General features: G+C 63.5%; 12 protein-coding genes. 2 read left to right on the top strand and 10 right to left on the bottom strand.

From position 1 onward, the window contains the following. Window positions 1-134: 134 nt before the first annotated feature. The 6 genes from GGD57_RS14825 to bcsN form a co-directional block, all read right to left on the bottom strand. Complete coding sequence (locus GGD57_RS14825; protein ID WP_184470941.1) at window positions 135-803, bottom strand: HAD-IA family hydrolase; 669 nt, start codon at window positions 801-803, stop codon at window positions 135-137. 111 nt (window positions 804-914) lie between these two features. Further along, the gene (locus GGD57_RS14820; protein ID WP_184470939.1) at window positions 915-3,305 is read right to left on the bottom strand and encodes a cellulose synthase; all 2,391 of its coding nucleotides are present in this window, start codon (window positions 3,303-3,305) and stop codon (window positions 915-917) included. Then, a complete protein-coding gene (locus tag GGD57_RS14815) occupies window positions 3,302-4,348 on the bottom strand; it encodes a glycosyl hydrolase family 8 (protein ID WP_184471170.1) in 1,047 nt (348 codons plus the stop codon). The genes GGD57_RS14820 and GGD57_RS14815 overlap by 4 nt, the downstream gene beginning before the upstream one ends. Next, window positions 4,345-6,810, bottom strand: coding sequence for a cellulose biosynthesis cyclic di-GMP-binding regulatory protein BcsB (locus GGD57_RS14810; protein WP_184470937.1), 2,466 nt, complete (start codon window positions 6,808-6,810; stop codon window positions 4,345-4,347). Before GGD57_RS14810 ends, GGD57_RS14815 begins: the two co-directional genes overlap by 4 nt. Further along, window positions 6,807-8,999: a UDP-forming cellulose synthase catalytic subunit gene (gene bcsA, locus GGD57_RS14805; protein WP_184470935.1), complete on the bottom strand. Its 2,193-nt coding sequence runs from the start codon at window positions 8,997-8,999 to the stop codon at window positions 6,807-6,809. Before bcsA ends, GGD57_RS14810 begins: the two co-directional genes overlap by 4 nt. 57 nt (window positions 9,000-9,056) lie before the next feature. Further along, window positions 9,057-10,037 (bottom strand): cellulose biosynthesis protein BcsN, encoded by a 981-nt coding sequence (bcsN, locus tag GGD57_RS14800; protein WP_184470933.1) that lies wholly within the window; start codon window positions 10,035-10,037, stop codon window positions 9,057-9,059. A 325-nt stretch (window positions 10,038-10,362) separates the two neighbouring features. Between bcsN and GGD57_RS14795 the strand changes: the two genes are divergently transcribed. Further along, window positions 10,363-10,677: a DUF1236 domain-containing protein gene (locus GGD57_RS14795; protein WP_184470932.1), complete on the top strand. Its 315-nt coding sequence runs from the start codon at window positions 10,363-10,365 to the stop codon at window positions 10,675-10,677. 35 nt (window positions 10,678-10,712) lie between these two features. Here the strand turns inward: GGD57_RS14795 and GGD57_RS14790 are convergent, their stop codons facing one another. Further along, the gene (locus GGD57_RS14790) at window positions 10,713-12,359 is read right to left on the bottom strand and encodes an ATP-binding protein (RefSeq protein WP_184470930.1); all 1,647 of its coding nucleotides are present in this window, start codon (window positions 12,357-12,359) and stop codon (window positions 10,713-10,715) included. 275 nt (window positions 12,360-12,634) lie between these two features. Here GGD57_RS14790 and GGD57_RS14785 point away from each other — a divergent pair, with 275 nt between their 5' ends. Beyond that, window positions 12,635-12,982 carry a response regulator gene (locus tag GGD57_RS14785; RefSeq protein ID WP_184470927.1) on the top strand — a complete coding sequence of 116 codons (348 nt, stop codon included), beginning with the start codon at window positions 12,635-12,637 and terminating at the stop codon, window positions 12,980-12,982. A 64-nt stretch (window positions 12,983-13,046) separates the two neighbouring features. Here the strand turns inward: GGD57_RS14785 and GGD57_RS14780 are convergent, their stop codons facing one another. The 3 genes from GGD57_RS14780 to GGD57_RS14770 all read right to left on the bottom strand — a co-directional run bounded on the left by GGD57_RS14780 (window position 13,047) and on the right by GGD57_RS14770 (window position 15,154). Then, window positions 13,047-13,586, bottom strand: coding sequence for a MerR family transcriptional regulator (locus GGD57_RS14780; protein WP_126909854.1), 540 nt, complete (start codon window positions 13,584-13,586; stop codon window positions 13,047-13,049). Between the two features lie 151 nt (window positions 13,587-13,737). Further along, window positions 13,738-14,076, bottom strand: a complete 339-nt coding sequence (locus GGD57_RS14775) for an integration host factor subunit alpha (RefSeq protein WP_003574027.1) — start codon at window positions 14,074-14,076, stop codon at window positions 13,738-13,740. 106 nt (window positions 14,077-14,182) lie between these two features. Beyond that, window positions 14,183-15,154 (bottom strand): beta-ketoacyl-ACP synthase III, encoded by a 972-nt coding sequence (locus GGD57_RS14770; protein WP_184471168.1) that lies wholly within the window; start codon window positions 15,152-15,154, stop codon window positions 14,183-14,185. Between the last annotated feature and the right edge of the window lie 6 nt (window positions 15,155-15,160).

Here is a 15,160-nt window from a genome sequence, read left to right as displayed (position 1 = left end):
CTGACCTGCGCTGAATTTTCGTCCAGCGGCGAATGAAGGGGCTGCGTTTTGGGGATACGCTACGCGGCGTGGTGAGCAACCAATTGAGAGCAAAGCTTTTGTTTGGACAACGTTGGAGCCGGTTGCAACGATGTTCAGATCGCAGCGATCGTCAGCCGGCCTTCGGCGATTTGGCGGGGCCGCCATGCCTGGTAGTTCTCGATGGAAAAATGCGGGGTTTCGAAGGGCGTCGCATGGGTTTGCGTAATCACCGTGACGTCGGCGCCGGCGGCCTCGCCGGCGAGGATGCCGGCGACGGCATCTTCGAAGACCAGGCATTTCGAGGGATCGACGCCGAGCCGGCTTGCGCCGAGCAGATAGCCTTCGGGGCTGGGCTTGCCCGATTTGACCTCTCCGCCGCTGACGATGACCTTCGGCATCGGGATGCCGGCCGCAGCCATGCGACGCTTGGCAAGCTCGATCGGCGCCGAGGTGACGATTGCCCATTTGCCGTCGGCAATGGCGGAGAGGAAGCGGATGGCGCCGGGTATTTCGACGATGCCGGAGACATCCTCCATCTCCTCGGCGAGCAGCAGGTCCGCCTCATGGGCCGGATCGACGCCCGGCAGGCCGAGCCCGCGGATCACGTCGGAAGCGCGGATGCCGTGGATCGTCTTCAGGAAGACCTCCGGCTCGAAGCCGTGGCGTCTTGCCCACTCGCTCCAGACGCGCTCGACGACGGCAATGGAATTCAGCAGCGTTCCGTCCATGTCGAAGAGGAAGGCGTCGTAGGACTTGTCGAGGATGTCATGGAGAGCGGGCACGGGCGTTTCCTTGCGGGCGCTGCAGCGCCGCGCGCCTTTTACGACATGCAAAGACGCCGGAGCATTTTGAACTACACAGGCGAGTAGCGGAGGGCGACGGCGGCGTCAACGCTAGTCGTTGACATCGGGATGGGTGACCTTGCGAACGTCGGCAAGGCCGCGGGTGGCATCGCGGCTGCCGGTGGCGGCTGCGGCTTCGAAGATACGGGTCGCATCACCGTACATTTTCAGATTGAAGTAGCAGTAGCCGCGCAGAACCATCAGGTCGATACGCTCCTGCTGCAACTGGGCGCGCTGATCGAGATAGACGAGGGTTTCGCGGTAGCGCCCGGCGTCGAAGGCCGAAAGCGCCCGGTCGGCAAGGATCGCCACCTGGAGCTCGGCGGCGCGCTGGCGGCTCTGCGGCGCCTTGGTGGCGGCGACGGCGGCGTTGCTGGAAAGGCCGGCGCGCAGATAGGCAAGGCTCTGGCCGTAGGCTGCGTCTTCGCGGTCCTTGCGGAGCGGGCTCTGCAATGCCGCCTCGAAGGCGGAGATCGCCTCCATCGGCCGGTTGATATCCATCAGGCACCAGCCGCGCGACAGCGCGTCGGCCGGGCCGAGCTGCGCCGCATCGACGGTCGTCGAGCAGCCGCGCGTCTGGCGCGGACCGCGCTGGACGGCCACCGTCTTCATCCCCGGCCTTGCCGTGCGAACGGCCGCTTCAGGCCCGGGCTGCGGTGCGGTGGGGCGCTCGGCCGGAAGCGGCTCAGCCGTTACCGCGGGGCGCTGCGGCGGCTGTGTCGGCTGCACCGGCTGAACCGGCTGCTGCAGGGCAATCGGGCTCTTTTCCGGTTGCAGCGGAGCGCCGTTCAGGCTCAGCGAAGACGTGTCTTCAAGATTGGTGATACGGGTCGACCGACCGGCCCAGGCGTGCTGGATGGCGAGCACGGCCTGGCGGTCGTTCAACTGCTCGCGGGTGACGGCAAGCCCATAGGCGGAGGGTTCGTCATCGGGTTTCCAGGCAAGCGCGGTCTCGAACCAGCGTGCGGCGGTCTGGAACTGGTTGAGGGAACGGGCATACCAACCGAACTGTTGCGCCGTCGGCACGTATTTGCGGGCAATGACCTCGGCGGCGATGCGATGCAGCACGTCTTCGGCGAGATCGGCCGGCGGCTGCAGCGCCATCAGGTTGGCGGTGGCAGCGAGATAGGTGGCGCTCGCATCATCGGACTCAGCGCGCCAGCGGAACATCACGTCCTCGGCTTCCTGGGGCGCCTTGCGGGCGATCAGCGCCAGCGCCAGCCCCTGCGACGCGGTCGCCGAATCCTGCTTGGCGCGGGCGGCGCGGAACCATTTTTCGGCATCGGCGTCGTTATTGTGGCGAAGCTGGTACCAGCCGAGCAGCAGCGCGTCGGAGGCCAGCCCCTGGCTTTCGGCAAGCTTTTCGAGGCGAGCGATGTAGTCGGCCGCGATGGCGAGCTTCGGATCGTCGTTGCCTTCGGCCATGAAGCGTCGAGCGAGGTTGTCGCGGATCGCATCGAATTCCCTGCTGCCGTCGGCGGCGGGTTTCTCCAGCGCGAGCAGCGACTGCATCGGCTGATAGGAAAGCAGCGTGGAGGCCTTTTCGACCGTTGCCTGCCGTTCGGCCGGATTGGCGCAATTCTTCAGGATATAGGTGTAGGCGTCCTGGCCGCGCTGCTGCCTCTCCGTCTGGATGAAGGCTTCGGCGACACGCCAGAGAACGTCGACCTCGCTGCAGGTGAGCAGGCTCGGCGTGGCGGCGGCGACATCGACCACCGTCGCATATTGCTTGAGGTCCGAAGCGTTGACGAGGCGGGCGCGGGCCTCGGCGACGTCGAGCCGGTCGAGCAGATCGGCTGGCGGCTGCCATCCGGCGCCGGCTGCCTGACGATCGGCGATCGCCTTGCGCAGCTCGGCATAACGGCCATCCGAATAGAGCTGCCACATGGCCTCGAGCTGCTTGTCGCCGTTTTGCGGCACGGCGAGCGGATCGGCCGGCGGAACCCAGTTGGGATAGAGCGCCTGAAGGCGGGAAATTTCGGCCTGCAGCCGCACCTTGTCGCCGCGGCTGGCGAAATAACGAAGCGCGCTTTCATCGACGGCCGGCTGCGTCGGGGCGGCGACCGGCGGTGGCGCCGGCGGCTCAGCAACGATGGAAGGCGTGACCGGCGCCGGTGGGGCCGCTGTTTGAGGCTGAGATGGCGGCGCGGCGGATGGTAGGGCTGCAGGCTGCTGCGCGACGGCATTCGGATCCGGCATATCCGATGCCGATGGCGACGAGGAGGTGATCGCCTCGATCTTGTCGGCGACGAGCTGCGCATTGAATTCGGAATTGCCGGCTGCCTCGGTCGGCTTGATGCGGCCCATCATCATCAGTTCCGGCGCCGGCTTGCCGGCAGCGCCAAGCCCCAGCTTTTCCTGCAGAGCGGCACGGTCTTTCAGCCCGGTGACGAGGGTCGCCACCACCACTGCCGCTGAAACTGCCACGAGAGAAGACTTCACAGACACTCCGGATGCTTCTCCCCGATATAAGCCAGCCCCAGCAGTTGAAGGGTGGATGGATAATAGAGCGCGGGCGCAAATTGCAGGGCCGAGCTTGGCAGCTTGGTCCCATCGACAACACAGGCCACAACATCGTTAACAATTCGATAACCAGGGTCCGGCAGCAGGGTCTTCGGCCGGCCGGTGGTCAGATCGATGGTGGCTGGAACGCCGTCTTGCGACATCCCCTTTTGCAGGCGGATAAGCAGCGCCTTGTCGGTGATGCCGCCCCGCGCGAGATAGAGCGGGATGCGGATGGCGTTATATGAGAACTCGGCGTCGAACCCCTTTGCCGGCCGCGGCTTATCGCGCAGGCTCACCCATTCGGCTGGAAGCCTGCGAGGGCCGAACTGCATCCCGTTCAACAGCTCCACGCCGTCATCCGACAGTTTTTTCCAGGCATCCGACGGCGCGAGCGCCGACATTACCGGGATCGCCTCGTAAATCCAGTAGGACGGGTTGACGACAGGACCGTCGTCCCGGTCGCTGCCGGTAAAACCCTGGGTCCCCGGCAACAGCAAGGTGCGGCCCTGAGAGCTGGCGACGGTTTCGGCAAGCAGAGCCTGTGCCATGCGGGAGGCGGCGAGGATATAGTCGTTGCGTTTCCACGCCGTGCCGGCAAGCGCCAGCGCATAGGCGATCAGCATGTCGCCATCGGTGGCATTGTTGGTATCGGCCACGTGCGGCTTGACGTTCGGATCCCATTTCCAAACGGCCAGGCCATCGTCGCGCAGCAGCAGCTCGGTGCGGGTGAAATACCAGATCTGCTCGAAATCGGCGGGGTTGGCTGCGAGATAGGCAAGCAGCAGGCCATAGCCCTGCCCTTCACTGTGGCTGATATTGCCGTTGCCGTTATCGACGATGCGGCCGGACGCATCGAGAAACTTCGCCTTATAGGCCGACCACGCGCCGGCATTGATCATCGCCTGCTGTGCGACGGCGGGCTCGCCCGTCGGCGCAAGTGCGACCGTGGCCGCCAGCAGGAATGCGCGCAGCCGCCTCATTTCGACCGGCCCAGCCGTTTGAGCATCGTCGATGTGCTGACCCCGATCAAAAGCACGAAGACAACGAGCAGGGAGGCATAGGAGAGGATGTTCGTCGATAGCCAATTGGCGGCGATCAGCCGGTAGTTGGCGATCGACCAGGGCATCGACGGCACGAAGTCGAAACGGGTGACAGGCATCGTCTCGATCTTGCCCGTCTTGCTCGAATATGTGGTGATGTGGCCCGATATCTGCGGCCAGTTCAGTTGTGACGTGAGAACCTCGAGCCCTTCACGCAAATCCTTCGCCGATGGTGCCGTTACAACAGTCCATGAGCCCGCTCCCGCGGGGCTGGAGCCCTGGGCAACCAGCAGCGAGGCGGCGTTGGGCGGCGTAAAGATTTCCTCGGCGCCGGGCACGAATTGCAGCGAACTGCGGGAGATGTCGAAATTGCGCGACACCCACTCGCGAAAGGCCGTGACGCGGCTGCGCAAGACACCGCCGCTGACTTTGGAATTCCACTCCTCGAAGGCCGTGCCGGTGTCGACGACGCCCGGCTGCGCATCCGTCACGGGACGCCACGAGGCCTGGCTCGCCGTGGAGATATTGGCCTGCGACAGCGCGGTCGCCGGCATCTGCGAAATGGAGCCGATGAAGATCGCATCGCGATCGCCGATCGTGTTCGGCGAGGCGACCGTTTCGACGGCGATCGGATGGCCGGCGGTGATTGCCATCTGGCCGAGCAGGGTTGCAGCAGCTGAAAGCGTGTCGGCGTCGATGCGGTCGATGAAGAGCGGCGTCGGCTCCGTGGCCCGGCCATAGGGATAGGCAGTGCCGGCCATGGCTGCCAGGTTCGGACGCTGACCGACGCGGGCAAAATCGGGAATGTGCAGCTCGGAAGTATCGAACAGGGCAAAGCGCGGCGTTGCGCCGGCGGTTGCGCCCGGCGCGCAGGCGGCATCGTCCTTGGTCATCAGGATCGCCTCGATCGCCACCGTGTTGAGACCGGGCTTGAAGTGGCGCATCGTCACGCGGATCGGCAGATGGCGGAGAATGCCGCCCGATGTCGTGGTGATCGGCACGGTAGAGGCGATATTGTCGTTGACGTAGATATCGATGTGACTGCCGGGCAGCACATTATCGGTATAGGCGGCGTCGAGCAGCACCTTCGCCTCGCCATAGGCATTGGCATAAAAGTCAGCCGGCACGGCGATATTGAAGCTGGTCCGCAACCGCCGACCGGAAAATTCGGTGGTCTTCACACCGAGCTGCGACAAAGCGATGTTCGTATCGGAAAAGACCAGCGGCGCGTTCGGCGCGCTCCAGCGCTCGGTGGTCAGCACGTCGCGGCGGACGTCCGAAGCCCTGTCCGTCGGCGAGACGATGGTATCGATCGCCGAGGAGACCGCCTGCCACGAGGGGCCGCTGATCAGAAGCACAGGTGAGCCGCTGCGGGGATCGGTCACGAAGGCGGCGAGCGCCGCGCTTTCGGCGCCGGCCGGCAGGCCGGGAAAGAGCGGCCGCAGTTCCGCCGCGGTGCCGACGAGCACGCTGAGTTTGCCCGGCCCGCCGGCAGGAAGCGACGCGGTGCTGAAGGCGAAAATCTGGTTGGGCATGCTGCTCAGCACCGACAGGCCCTGCGCCAGCCGCAGCAGCGGCTTGGTGGTTCCCGGCTGCTCCAGCGCCGGGACGACGATGTCGAACTCGGTCTTGCCGGCGCCGTCGACGCCGATGGCGCGGATCGCGTCGCCGCTCGACAGCTGGGCGGCATCTTTGCCGGCAAAGCTCAGATAGGTTCCATCAGGTTCGATATTCGACCACAATTCATAGGTGGACTGGATGCTGCAATCGGTGCGGTGGCGTTGACCGGCTTCGAAAGTGACGAGATTGGCGCCCGGCTGCAGCAGACCTGGCGGAACCGCGAAAGTCACCGTCGACGGGCTGTCCGGCGAGCCGACGCGCTGCTGGCCGATCGGGCGGTTATTGAGATAGACGGTCAGCGCCGAGGCCTCAGGGGCGACGACGATCGAGTTCTGGTAGGCGAAGGTGAAGCTGGCCTTGGCGGCCGCCTGTTCCGGCGTCAGATAGACGGACCATGATCGCCGGTCGTATTCCCCGCTGAGACCGAGTTTCGAAAACGGCACGACATAACGACGGGCATCGCCGGCGCCCGCAGGCGCAGCCGCATTCGCTACCGCGGCCGGCTGGACCGCCGGGGCCGCCGGCTGCGGCTGGACGGCAATCGCCGGCGTCACGGGTGCAGGTGCAGGAGCAGCCTGGGGTGCGGGTGCCGGCAATACGGAAACGGGAGGTGTAACGGGAACCGGCGCGTTCGTTGCCGGCGGCGCGGGCGGCGGCGTCAATCTCGGGGTCACGGAAGCGCCGGGCGGCCGCTCGCCGGACATGTCGAAGGGGGCCGTCTGCGCCTGGGCGAAGGCGGAGGCATTCAGGAGCAGAAGCGAGGCAGCGACGATCCTTCTCATCCGGCGTTGACCTTTGCCGCCTGCTGCTGGGCTTCTCGCTCCGGCCGCATGCTGCGGAAGAAGTAAACGAGGCCGCGGCTGGTCTGGTAGAACGACAGGCCGAGGAACCAGATGGTGCCGCGGATCAGGCCCGGATTGCGGCGGCGCGAGGCCTGGAACTCGGTCCACTGGCCTGAGTTGGCAAACATCAGGTCGGCGATCAGGCGATGATCGAGCGCGCTTTTCGGCACGTACTGGCAGCCGACATTGCTGATGTCGCCCGACGGCTCGATGTTGCGGACGATCAGCGGCAAGGTTTCCAGATCCGCGCCGCTATAGGGCCGGAAGCGGATTTCGCCGAGGGCGCCGACCAGCATCTCATCGAGCTGTTTGTTGAAGATGTGAAGCCTTGCGCCGTGGACGGAGACGTCCTCGATCGAGGCCGCGTACCACTTGCCGTTGGCGCCGAATTCGCAGCGCCGGTTGACGCGGACGCGGCGGGACAGTGCGCGTTCGCCGCGCTCCGAGACGACGCCGAGCGCGCAGCCGGCCATGATCAGGTTGATGACGTTCCATCCGCCGACAACGAGGGTGACGTCGGCCTTATAGGGCTCGGCATAGATCCTGTAGATGGTGATGACGAGCGCGATGATCTGCACCGCGAAGATGACGAAGAACGGACGGCTGATCTCCGACAGGCGGCTGACGGCGATCGATTCGTCCTTGGCGGTCACCTTGAAGGTCGGTTTGCGCGGATTGAGCATGACGGAGACGACGGCCGGCAGCAGATGCACGGTCTGGACATATTCGTAGAGCTCGGAAATCCATGGCCAGCGGAACGACCCATAGAGGTAGTTCTGCATCATCAGGTTCACCAGCATATAGGCCAGCGTATAGGCCAGGAACTCGCCGCCGGAGGCGGTGAAGATTTCCAGGTCGAAAAACAGATAGAAGAGCGGCGCAAACAGGAAGATGGTGCGCGGGAACGGGAAGAGCCAGAAAAGCGTCGAGGACATGTAGCAGAGACGCTGCGGGATCGACAGGCCACGCTTCAGCAGCGGGAAGCGGAAGCGCAGGATCTGCATCATGCCCTGCGCCCAACGGCTGCGCTGACCGATGAAGCTGGCGAAGGTGGCCGGCTGCAGACCGGCGATCAACGGCTTGTCGACATAGATACTGTTCCAGCCGCTGCCGTGCAGCGCCAGCGCCGTCTCGCAATCCTCGGTGATGCTGATGCCGGAAAAGCCGTTCTGGGATTCGAGCGCCCTGCGGCTCAAAACCGCCGCCGAGCCGCAGAAGAAGGCGGCGTTCCATTTGTCGAGGCCGCGCTGGATGATGCCGTAGAACATCTCGTTCTCGCTCGGCATCTTGTCGAAGGTGCGCAGGTTGCGCTCCAGCGGGTCGGGATTGATGAAGAAGTGCGGCGTCTGGACGAGGAAGAGCTTCGGATCGTCTTCGAAATAACCGACGGTCTCGAGCAGGAAATCGCGCGCCGGTGCGTGGTCAGCATCGAAGACGGCGATGAGTTCACCGCTCGAGTGTTTCATGCCGTTGTTAAGATTGCCGGCCTTGGCGTGCTCGTTGCGGTCGCGCGTTAGGTAGCTGACGTCGAGATCTTCGCAGAGCTGCTTCAGCTCGATATGGCGGGCGGCTGCCGCCTGGGCTTCGAGCAGCTTGCCGGAATTGCGCTTCTGCAGGGTACCGCCGTCGTCGAGCAGCCAGACATGCAGCTTGTCGGCCGGATAGTCCATGGCCTTGGCGGCGGCCAGCGTATTGCCGAGAAGCCCGGCATCCTCATTGTAGGACGGCACGAAGACATCGACATGCGGCAGACGCCCGGGATTGGCGGCACGGGAAGGCCGCGGCGGCAGTGGTGTGGCGACGATGAAGAGACTGAGCGCCAGCATCGCGACGCTGTACATTTCGGCAAGGTAGAGCAGCAGGCCGGGGATGAAATTTTCAGGCTGATTCAAAGGCGGCAGCGTATTGGTGGTGCGCCAGTAGACATAGCGCAGCACGATCGAGGTGCCGAAGGCGAGCGCCACCAGACGCCAGGTCCCCTCGCCTTTCAATATCTTGATCAGCGCCATGACAGTCACGACAGTGATGCTGGTGATGAGCTGGGTCTGCAAGTTGACCGGCAGCGTGATCAGCACGATCATGCAGAGCGAAACCACGGCCCATATGATGACACTGCGGGCTTTGCGCATCGATGTTCCTTCGAAATTGCTCAACCGGGACACCATCCGGCGTTCCGGGCATGCTCGTTATTTCCGGCAGGCGGCCGTCATGGCCACGTCGCCTATGCAGTCCGGCGACGGCACGGTGACGCCGATCGCCCTTGCGGATTGTTCGACCGGCTCGGCTGCTGCAGCCGGCCCGGCACTCGCCTGCGGCGCCTCGCCCGGCAGCGGCACGCGCGGACCGATGGGGGCCGGCAACGATGTCGCGCCCGCAGCCGGCTGCGACGCCGGCGCGCTGTGAACGGGAACGGCCCGCGGCCGACTGACGATGGCAGGCGCCGGCTCATAGCCGATCGGCATCGGGCTGGGGCGATAACCGCCCTCGTCGGGATAGACCGGCGCGCCGGTGCGTCCGAGCGCGGCGTCGGCGGGCGGCGGATTGCCGTAGGGGTTCCAGGTCGCACCGTCAAATGTTCCGGTGACGGTATAGCCATAGACGATGCCGAGCAGCTGGCGCTCGCTCGCCCTGGCGTCACAGAGACGCAGGCGCAGCTGGATCATGCCGAAATTGCGCGCCTGGCTCATGGCGTTGACGCTCGAGCGGATCTGCTGCCAGGCATAGATGCAGCTGTCGCCGGCACGGCTGCGGCCGGAGGCATAACCGAAGGGGCCGTAGGCGTTCTGCAGGAAGGTCGCCGACGTCGCCATCGGCACGCCGGGGGCCGCGCGCGCCACTTCGCGACGGATGCCGCTCTCGTTGATCATGCTGAAGCCCGCATCGCCCGTCCCGGGATTGGCCCCGGACGCGCCGAGGAACTGCACCTTCAGAAAATTCTGGCCGGGCACGGAGGATGAGGTAAACAGCGATACCGTCTGCTCGACGCCGTTGCCACGCTTGCGCTCGACGACGCTGACGATCGACGGGCCGCCCGGCGGCGGCATGACCAGCGCCTTTTCAGGCGCCACGGTTTCGGGCCCGGAAGGCTGGCGCACACCGCCTGTCGACGTGCAGCCGGCCATCGTGCTCACTACGGCCATCAGCGATATCGTCTTCCGCAAACGCATGTCTCGAGCCGCCGCATTCGTCTTTCAGATATCCATTCGCAAACCGAAACGCGACGGACCTTCGAATCAACGACCGACCGGCCGTTCACAGGGTATAAATCGCCAACATGGTTAACGAAGCGTAAAAAACCCGCCCCTGCCGTCACTGAACGAACGCGCATTGAACGTGATTCGAACAACTCAACCGTATGGTGCATAAACTGATTTATCAACAACTTAATTGCCGCTCATGGCGCCTGACTTCCGCATTGGCGAAGGCTGCGGGGAACTATGCCGCACGGCTGGCGTTGCCCTGATGTCTCAGGTTGAAGAAGGAGAACATCCCATGCGCAAGATCATGCTGGCTGCGGCCGCCATGCTGACCATCAGTTCCGCCGCCTTCGCGCAGAGCACCGTAATCGTCACCGATCCCGCACCGACCGGCTCCGTCGTGCTGCCCGGCGAGGTGCGCACCTATGTGATGGAGCAACAGACGCCGTCGGTCGTCTACGACGGCGATATCGCGGTTGGCGCGACGCTGCCCGATACCGTCGAAGTGCATACCGTGCCGAATATTGACGGCTATGGCTATACCGTCATCAATGAGCGGCGCGTCATCGTCGAGCCGAAGACGCATCGTGTGATCCAGGTCCTGGAATAACGCGCCCCCAGCGGTGGGCGTGAAGTCGTGACGCTTCACGTCCTTTCGTCTTCCACTCTCGCCGATACATTCAGAAGTTCGCGGATCTTGTGGGCGAGTTGCTCCAGGCTGAAGGGCTTGGCGAGCAGGGAGACGCCAGGGTCGAGAACCCCGTTATGGACGATGGCATTACGGGTATAGCCCGTCGTGTAGAGGATCCGGATCGACGGCCATTTTTCCTGGACGATATCAGCAAGCTGGCGTCCGCTCATCTGCGGCATGACAATGTCGGTGAAGATCAGGTCGACGTCCCGATTTTCCTCGAGAACGAGAAGCGCTTCCATGCCGCTTGCCGCCTGCAACACTGTGTAACCGAGTTCATGCAGGCTTTCGGCGGTCATGATGCGGACGTTCTCATCATCCTCCACCACCAGGATCGTATCGTTGACGCTGCCCTGCGGGATCGGCTGGGCGCCGGCCGCATTCAACCGCGCGTCCGTCGCACCGACACGACGGGGGAGATAGATCTTCACCGTCGTGCCCCTGTCGATCTCCGAATAGATCTTGATGTGGCCGCCGCTCTGCTTGATGTAGCCGTAAACCTGGCTGAGGCCGAGACCGGTGCCCTTGCCGGGTCCCTTGGTGGTGTAGAACGGGTCGAAGGCGCGCTCGATCACCTCAGGCGACATGCCGGTGCCGGTGTCGGTCATGCTGATCATCACATATTGGCCGGCCTCGACCTCCGAATGCATCCGTGAATACCGCTCGTCGAGTTCGGTATTGGCCGTCTCGATCGTCAGATGCCCGCCGCCCGGCATGGCGTCGCGGGCGTTGACGGCAAGATTGAGGATGGCGTTCTCAAGCTGGCTCAGATCGGCAAAGCTCGGCCAGAGGCCGCCGGCCAGCACCGTCTCGATCCGGATCTGCTCGCCGAGTGTACGCCGCAGCAGCTCCGACATGCCGCCGACCAGCTTGTTGAGATCGAGCACCTCGGGGGCGAGAGGCTGCTGGCGCGAGAAAGCGAGAAGACGCGCGGTCAGGACCGCGGCCCGCTGGGCGCCGTCTTTGGCATTCTGGATCGAGTGCGGCAGCCGGGGATCCTCGTTTCCGCTCATACGCCGCTGGGCGAGATCGAGGTTGCCGATGATGATCGCCAGCATGTTGTTGAAATCATGGGCGACGCCGCCGGTGAGCTGACCGATCGTCTCCATCTTCTGCAACTGGCGCACCTGCGCCTGAGCGGCGGCATTCTCCTCCATCTCGTGCCTCAGCTCGGCGGTGCGCTGGATCACCGTCTGTTCGAGGCGCGTGTTGAAGCTGTTGAGTTCATCGCGCAGGCGGCTCTGCCGGTCGTGCGCGATGATGATCATCTCCATCAGGCCGATGATGATCACCGCATTGACAAGGTAAGTCGAAAGGCCGACCCACTGACCGGCGCTGATCGGCCAGAAGATATCGTGGGGCTCGACGAAAAACTGCTGGACAATGAAGGCGGCGAGTATGGCCGCGACGAAGCCCGGCCCGGCGCCGCCGATGAAACTCGCCAGCAATATCGCCGGAAGAAAACTCAGGAAGGGAAAACCCGAGAGATAGTCGCTGGCGGCAAGCCTGAGAAGAAACGTCAGGCCAACGAAGGCAACGGCCAGCGGATATGTATAACCCGGCCTATGACGCAGCCAATCCGTGGCGCTCAGCAAATCCATTCCAGATCCCTCGCTTACAGCGCCAAGCGGGCTTTTCGGACGCGCAAGAGGCACTGTAACACTTTGAAGTTCTGCATAATTTTATTTCCGAGTCGATTCCGATTTAAGGAATTATGCAAGAGCCGCCGCGAAGACGGCATCAGAGCTTTTACACATCGAATTTCACCCGGCAATATGCTGTTTCTCGCACTGCCGGACGTGACGTCTTGACGAGGCGCGCAGGCAGTTCCACATAAATCTCCATGCCCGGCAAGGGGAAGTGGGTGGACGGGAACATGAAAGACATATTCGTCGTCGAAGACGACGCGCTGATTGCCATGCTGCTCGAGGACATGCTCGCCGATCTCGGCTACCGGGTCTGCGCCAGCGCGCCCGATCTGGAACGGGCGCTTGTTGCCGCCAGAGACGCGGATTTCGACGCTGCCATTCTCGACGTCTCGCTTGCGGGGCAGAGTTCGCTGCCGGTCGCACAACTGCTCGACGAACGCGGCAAACCCTATGTTTACGCGACGGGATACGGTGCGGCCCCCGCCGGCAGCAGCCCGAGCACACTGCCGGTTCTGCAAAAACCCTTCCAGCTCAGCGAACTCGAACAGGCGATGAAGCGGCTTACCGAAGGCTGATGGATGCCGCCGAAGCGCCTCGCTTCAATCAAGTTTCGCGCGATACGCCTTGGAGCCTTTTCGGTCAGCGCACCTGATCGAGCAGACGCTTGCATTCCAGCAGGTCGTAGAGCGCTTCCTGCAGCAATGCCCTGTCTTCCTTGCCGACGCTCGATTTGCCGATCGAGACTTCCTGCTCGTCGTCACCAGCCACAAAGTTGAAGAAGCGGCGGGTAATCGGCGGCTTGGCGCGGCCGACAATCTGGTCTTCGTCGGCCATGCCGACACGCGGTTCACCGGCGCTCGCCTCCTGCACACCCGACGCAAGCGCCTCGACGCTGGCAAGATCGCCATGGCCGACCGATATGACGAACTTGTTGCCGTTGGTTTTCAGAAGCTTCTGCACGCCCTTGATCGTATAGCCGTGATCATAGAGCAAATGCCGGATGCCCTTGAGGAGATCCACATCCTCGGGCCGGTAGTAACGGCGGCCGCCGCCGCGCTTCATCGGCTTTATCTGCGGAAACCGCGTCTCCCAGAAGCGCAGCACATGCTGCGGCAGATCAAGATCGTCTGCGACTTCGCTGATGGTGCGAAAGGCATCGGGGCTCTTGTCCAACGTCATACTGCTACGCGACCTCGCGGCTCGATCCAACGGCGACTCATCATATTTCAACGGTTTGGCGTCGACAATTCAAGTCATGTCTCGACGTTGCGCACAACGATGGACAGTGCAAAAGCAAAAAAACGCCATTTTAGAAACGGAAGGCCGATGCTCAGGAGGCCGGATTCTGCGGCTTCAGCTTGACCTTGCGAGAGACATGCGCCTTGAGGATGCGCGTTTTCAGCACGTTCGACGCCTTGAAGGTCATGACCCGGCGGGGGGAAATCGGAACCTCCTCGCCAGTCTTGGGGTTGCGGCCGATCCGCTCGTTCTTGTCGCGCACCTGGAAGGTGGCGAAGGAGGAAAGCTTGACGGTTTCACCACGCACGATGGCGTTGCAAACTTCGTCGATGACCGTTTCCACCAGTTCCGCGGATTCGGTCCGGGAAAGCCCGACCTTTCGGAAAACGGATTCCGCCAGGTCTGCGCGCGTCACTGTTTTTCCGGTCATGGTTTCCCCGCCCATTTCAAATATTTTGTGAAATCGCGCAAAGAGTATTTGTCTTGCGCGTCACGGTCAAGCTCTTGTTCGCCGCCAGTTTTTCAGGATTTACGCACTACCAGCGCAGCAGAACGGCGCCCCAGGTAAAGCCGCCGCCCATTGCTTCGAGCATCACCAGGTCGCCCTTCTTGATGCGGCCGTCGCCGGCAGCGGTCGCAAGGGCGAGCGGGATCGAGGCGGCCGAGGTATTGCCGTGCAGATCGACCGTTACGACGACCTTCGCCGCATCGATGTTCAGCTTCTTCGCCGAACCGTCGATGATGCGTCGATTGGCCTGGTGCGGCACCAGCCAATCGAGGTCGTCGGCGGTGGTGCCGGTGGCATCGAAGGCCGCCTGAATGACATCGGTGATCATGCCGACGGCATATTTGAAGACCTCGCGGCCTTCCATGCGCAACTTGCCGACGGTGCCGGTCGTCGACGGGCCGCCGTCGACATAGAGTTTTTCCTTGTGCGAACCGTCGGAACGCAGATGCGCGGTCAGCACGCCGCGATCGGAAACGGTGCCCTCGCCCTCGCTCGCTTCGAGCACGATCGCGCCGGCGCCATCGCCGAACAGCACGCAGGTGGTGCGGTCGTTCCAGTCGAGAATGCGCGAAAAGGTTTCGGCGCCGATGACGAGAACGCGCTTTGCAAGCCCACCGCGGATATAGGCATCGGCTGTCGTGACTGCATAGACGAAACCAGTGCAGACGGCCTGGACGTCGAAGGCGAAGCCGTGGCTCATGCCGAGACGATTCTGGATGTTGACCGAGGTTGCCGGAAAGGTGTTGTCCGGCGTCGAGGTGGCACAGATGATGAGATCGATATCGGCCGGCGTCAGGCCGCCATTGGCAAGGGCCGCGCGCGCGGCGGCCTCGCCGAGCGAGGCCGTCGTCTCGTCATCGCCGGCGAGATAACGCTGGCGGATGCCGGTGCGCTGGACGATCCATTCGTCGGATGTGTCGACGATCGCCTCCATGTCACCATTGGTCATCACGCGCTTCGGAAGTGCGGCTCCGAACCCGCGAACCACTGAACGGATCATCTTCGA

Source organism: Rhizobium esperanzae, assembly GCF_014197615.1.
Classification (GTDB): domain Bacteria; phylum Pseudomonadota; class Alphaproteobacteria; order Rhizobiales; family Rhizobiaceae; genus Rhizobium; species Rhizobium esperanzae_A.
The sequence above is the reverse complement of the archived record's forward strand: the minus strand, read 5'-3'. Positions and strand labels throughout refer to the sequence as shown.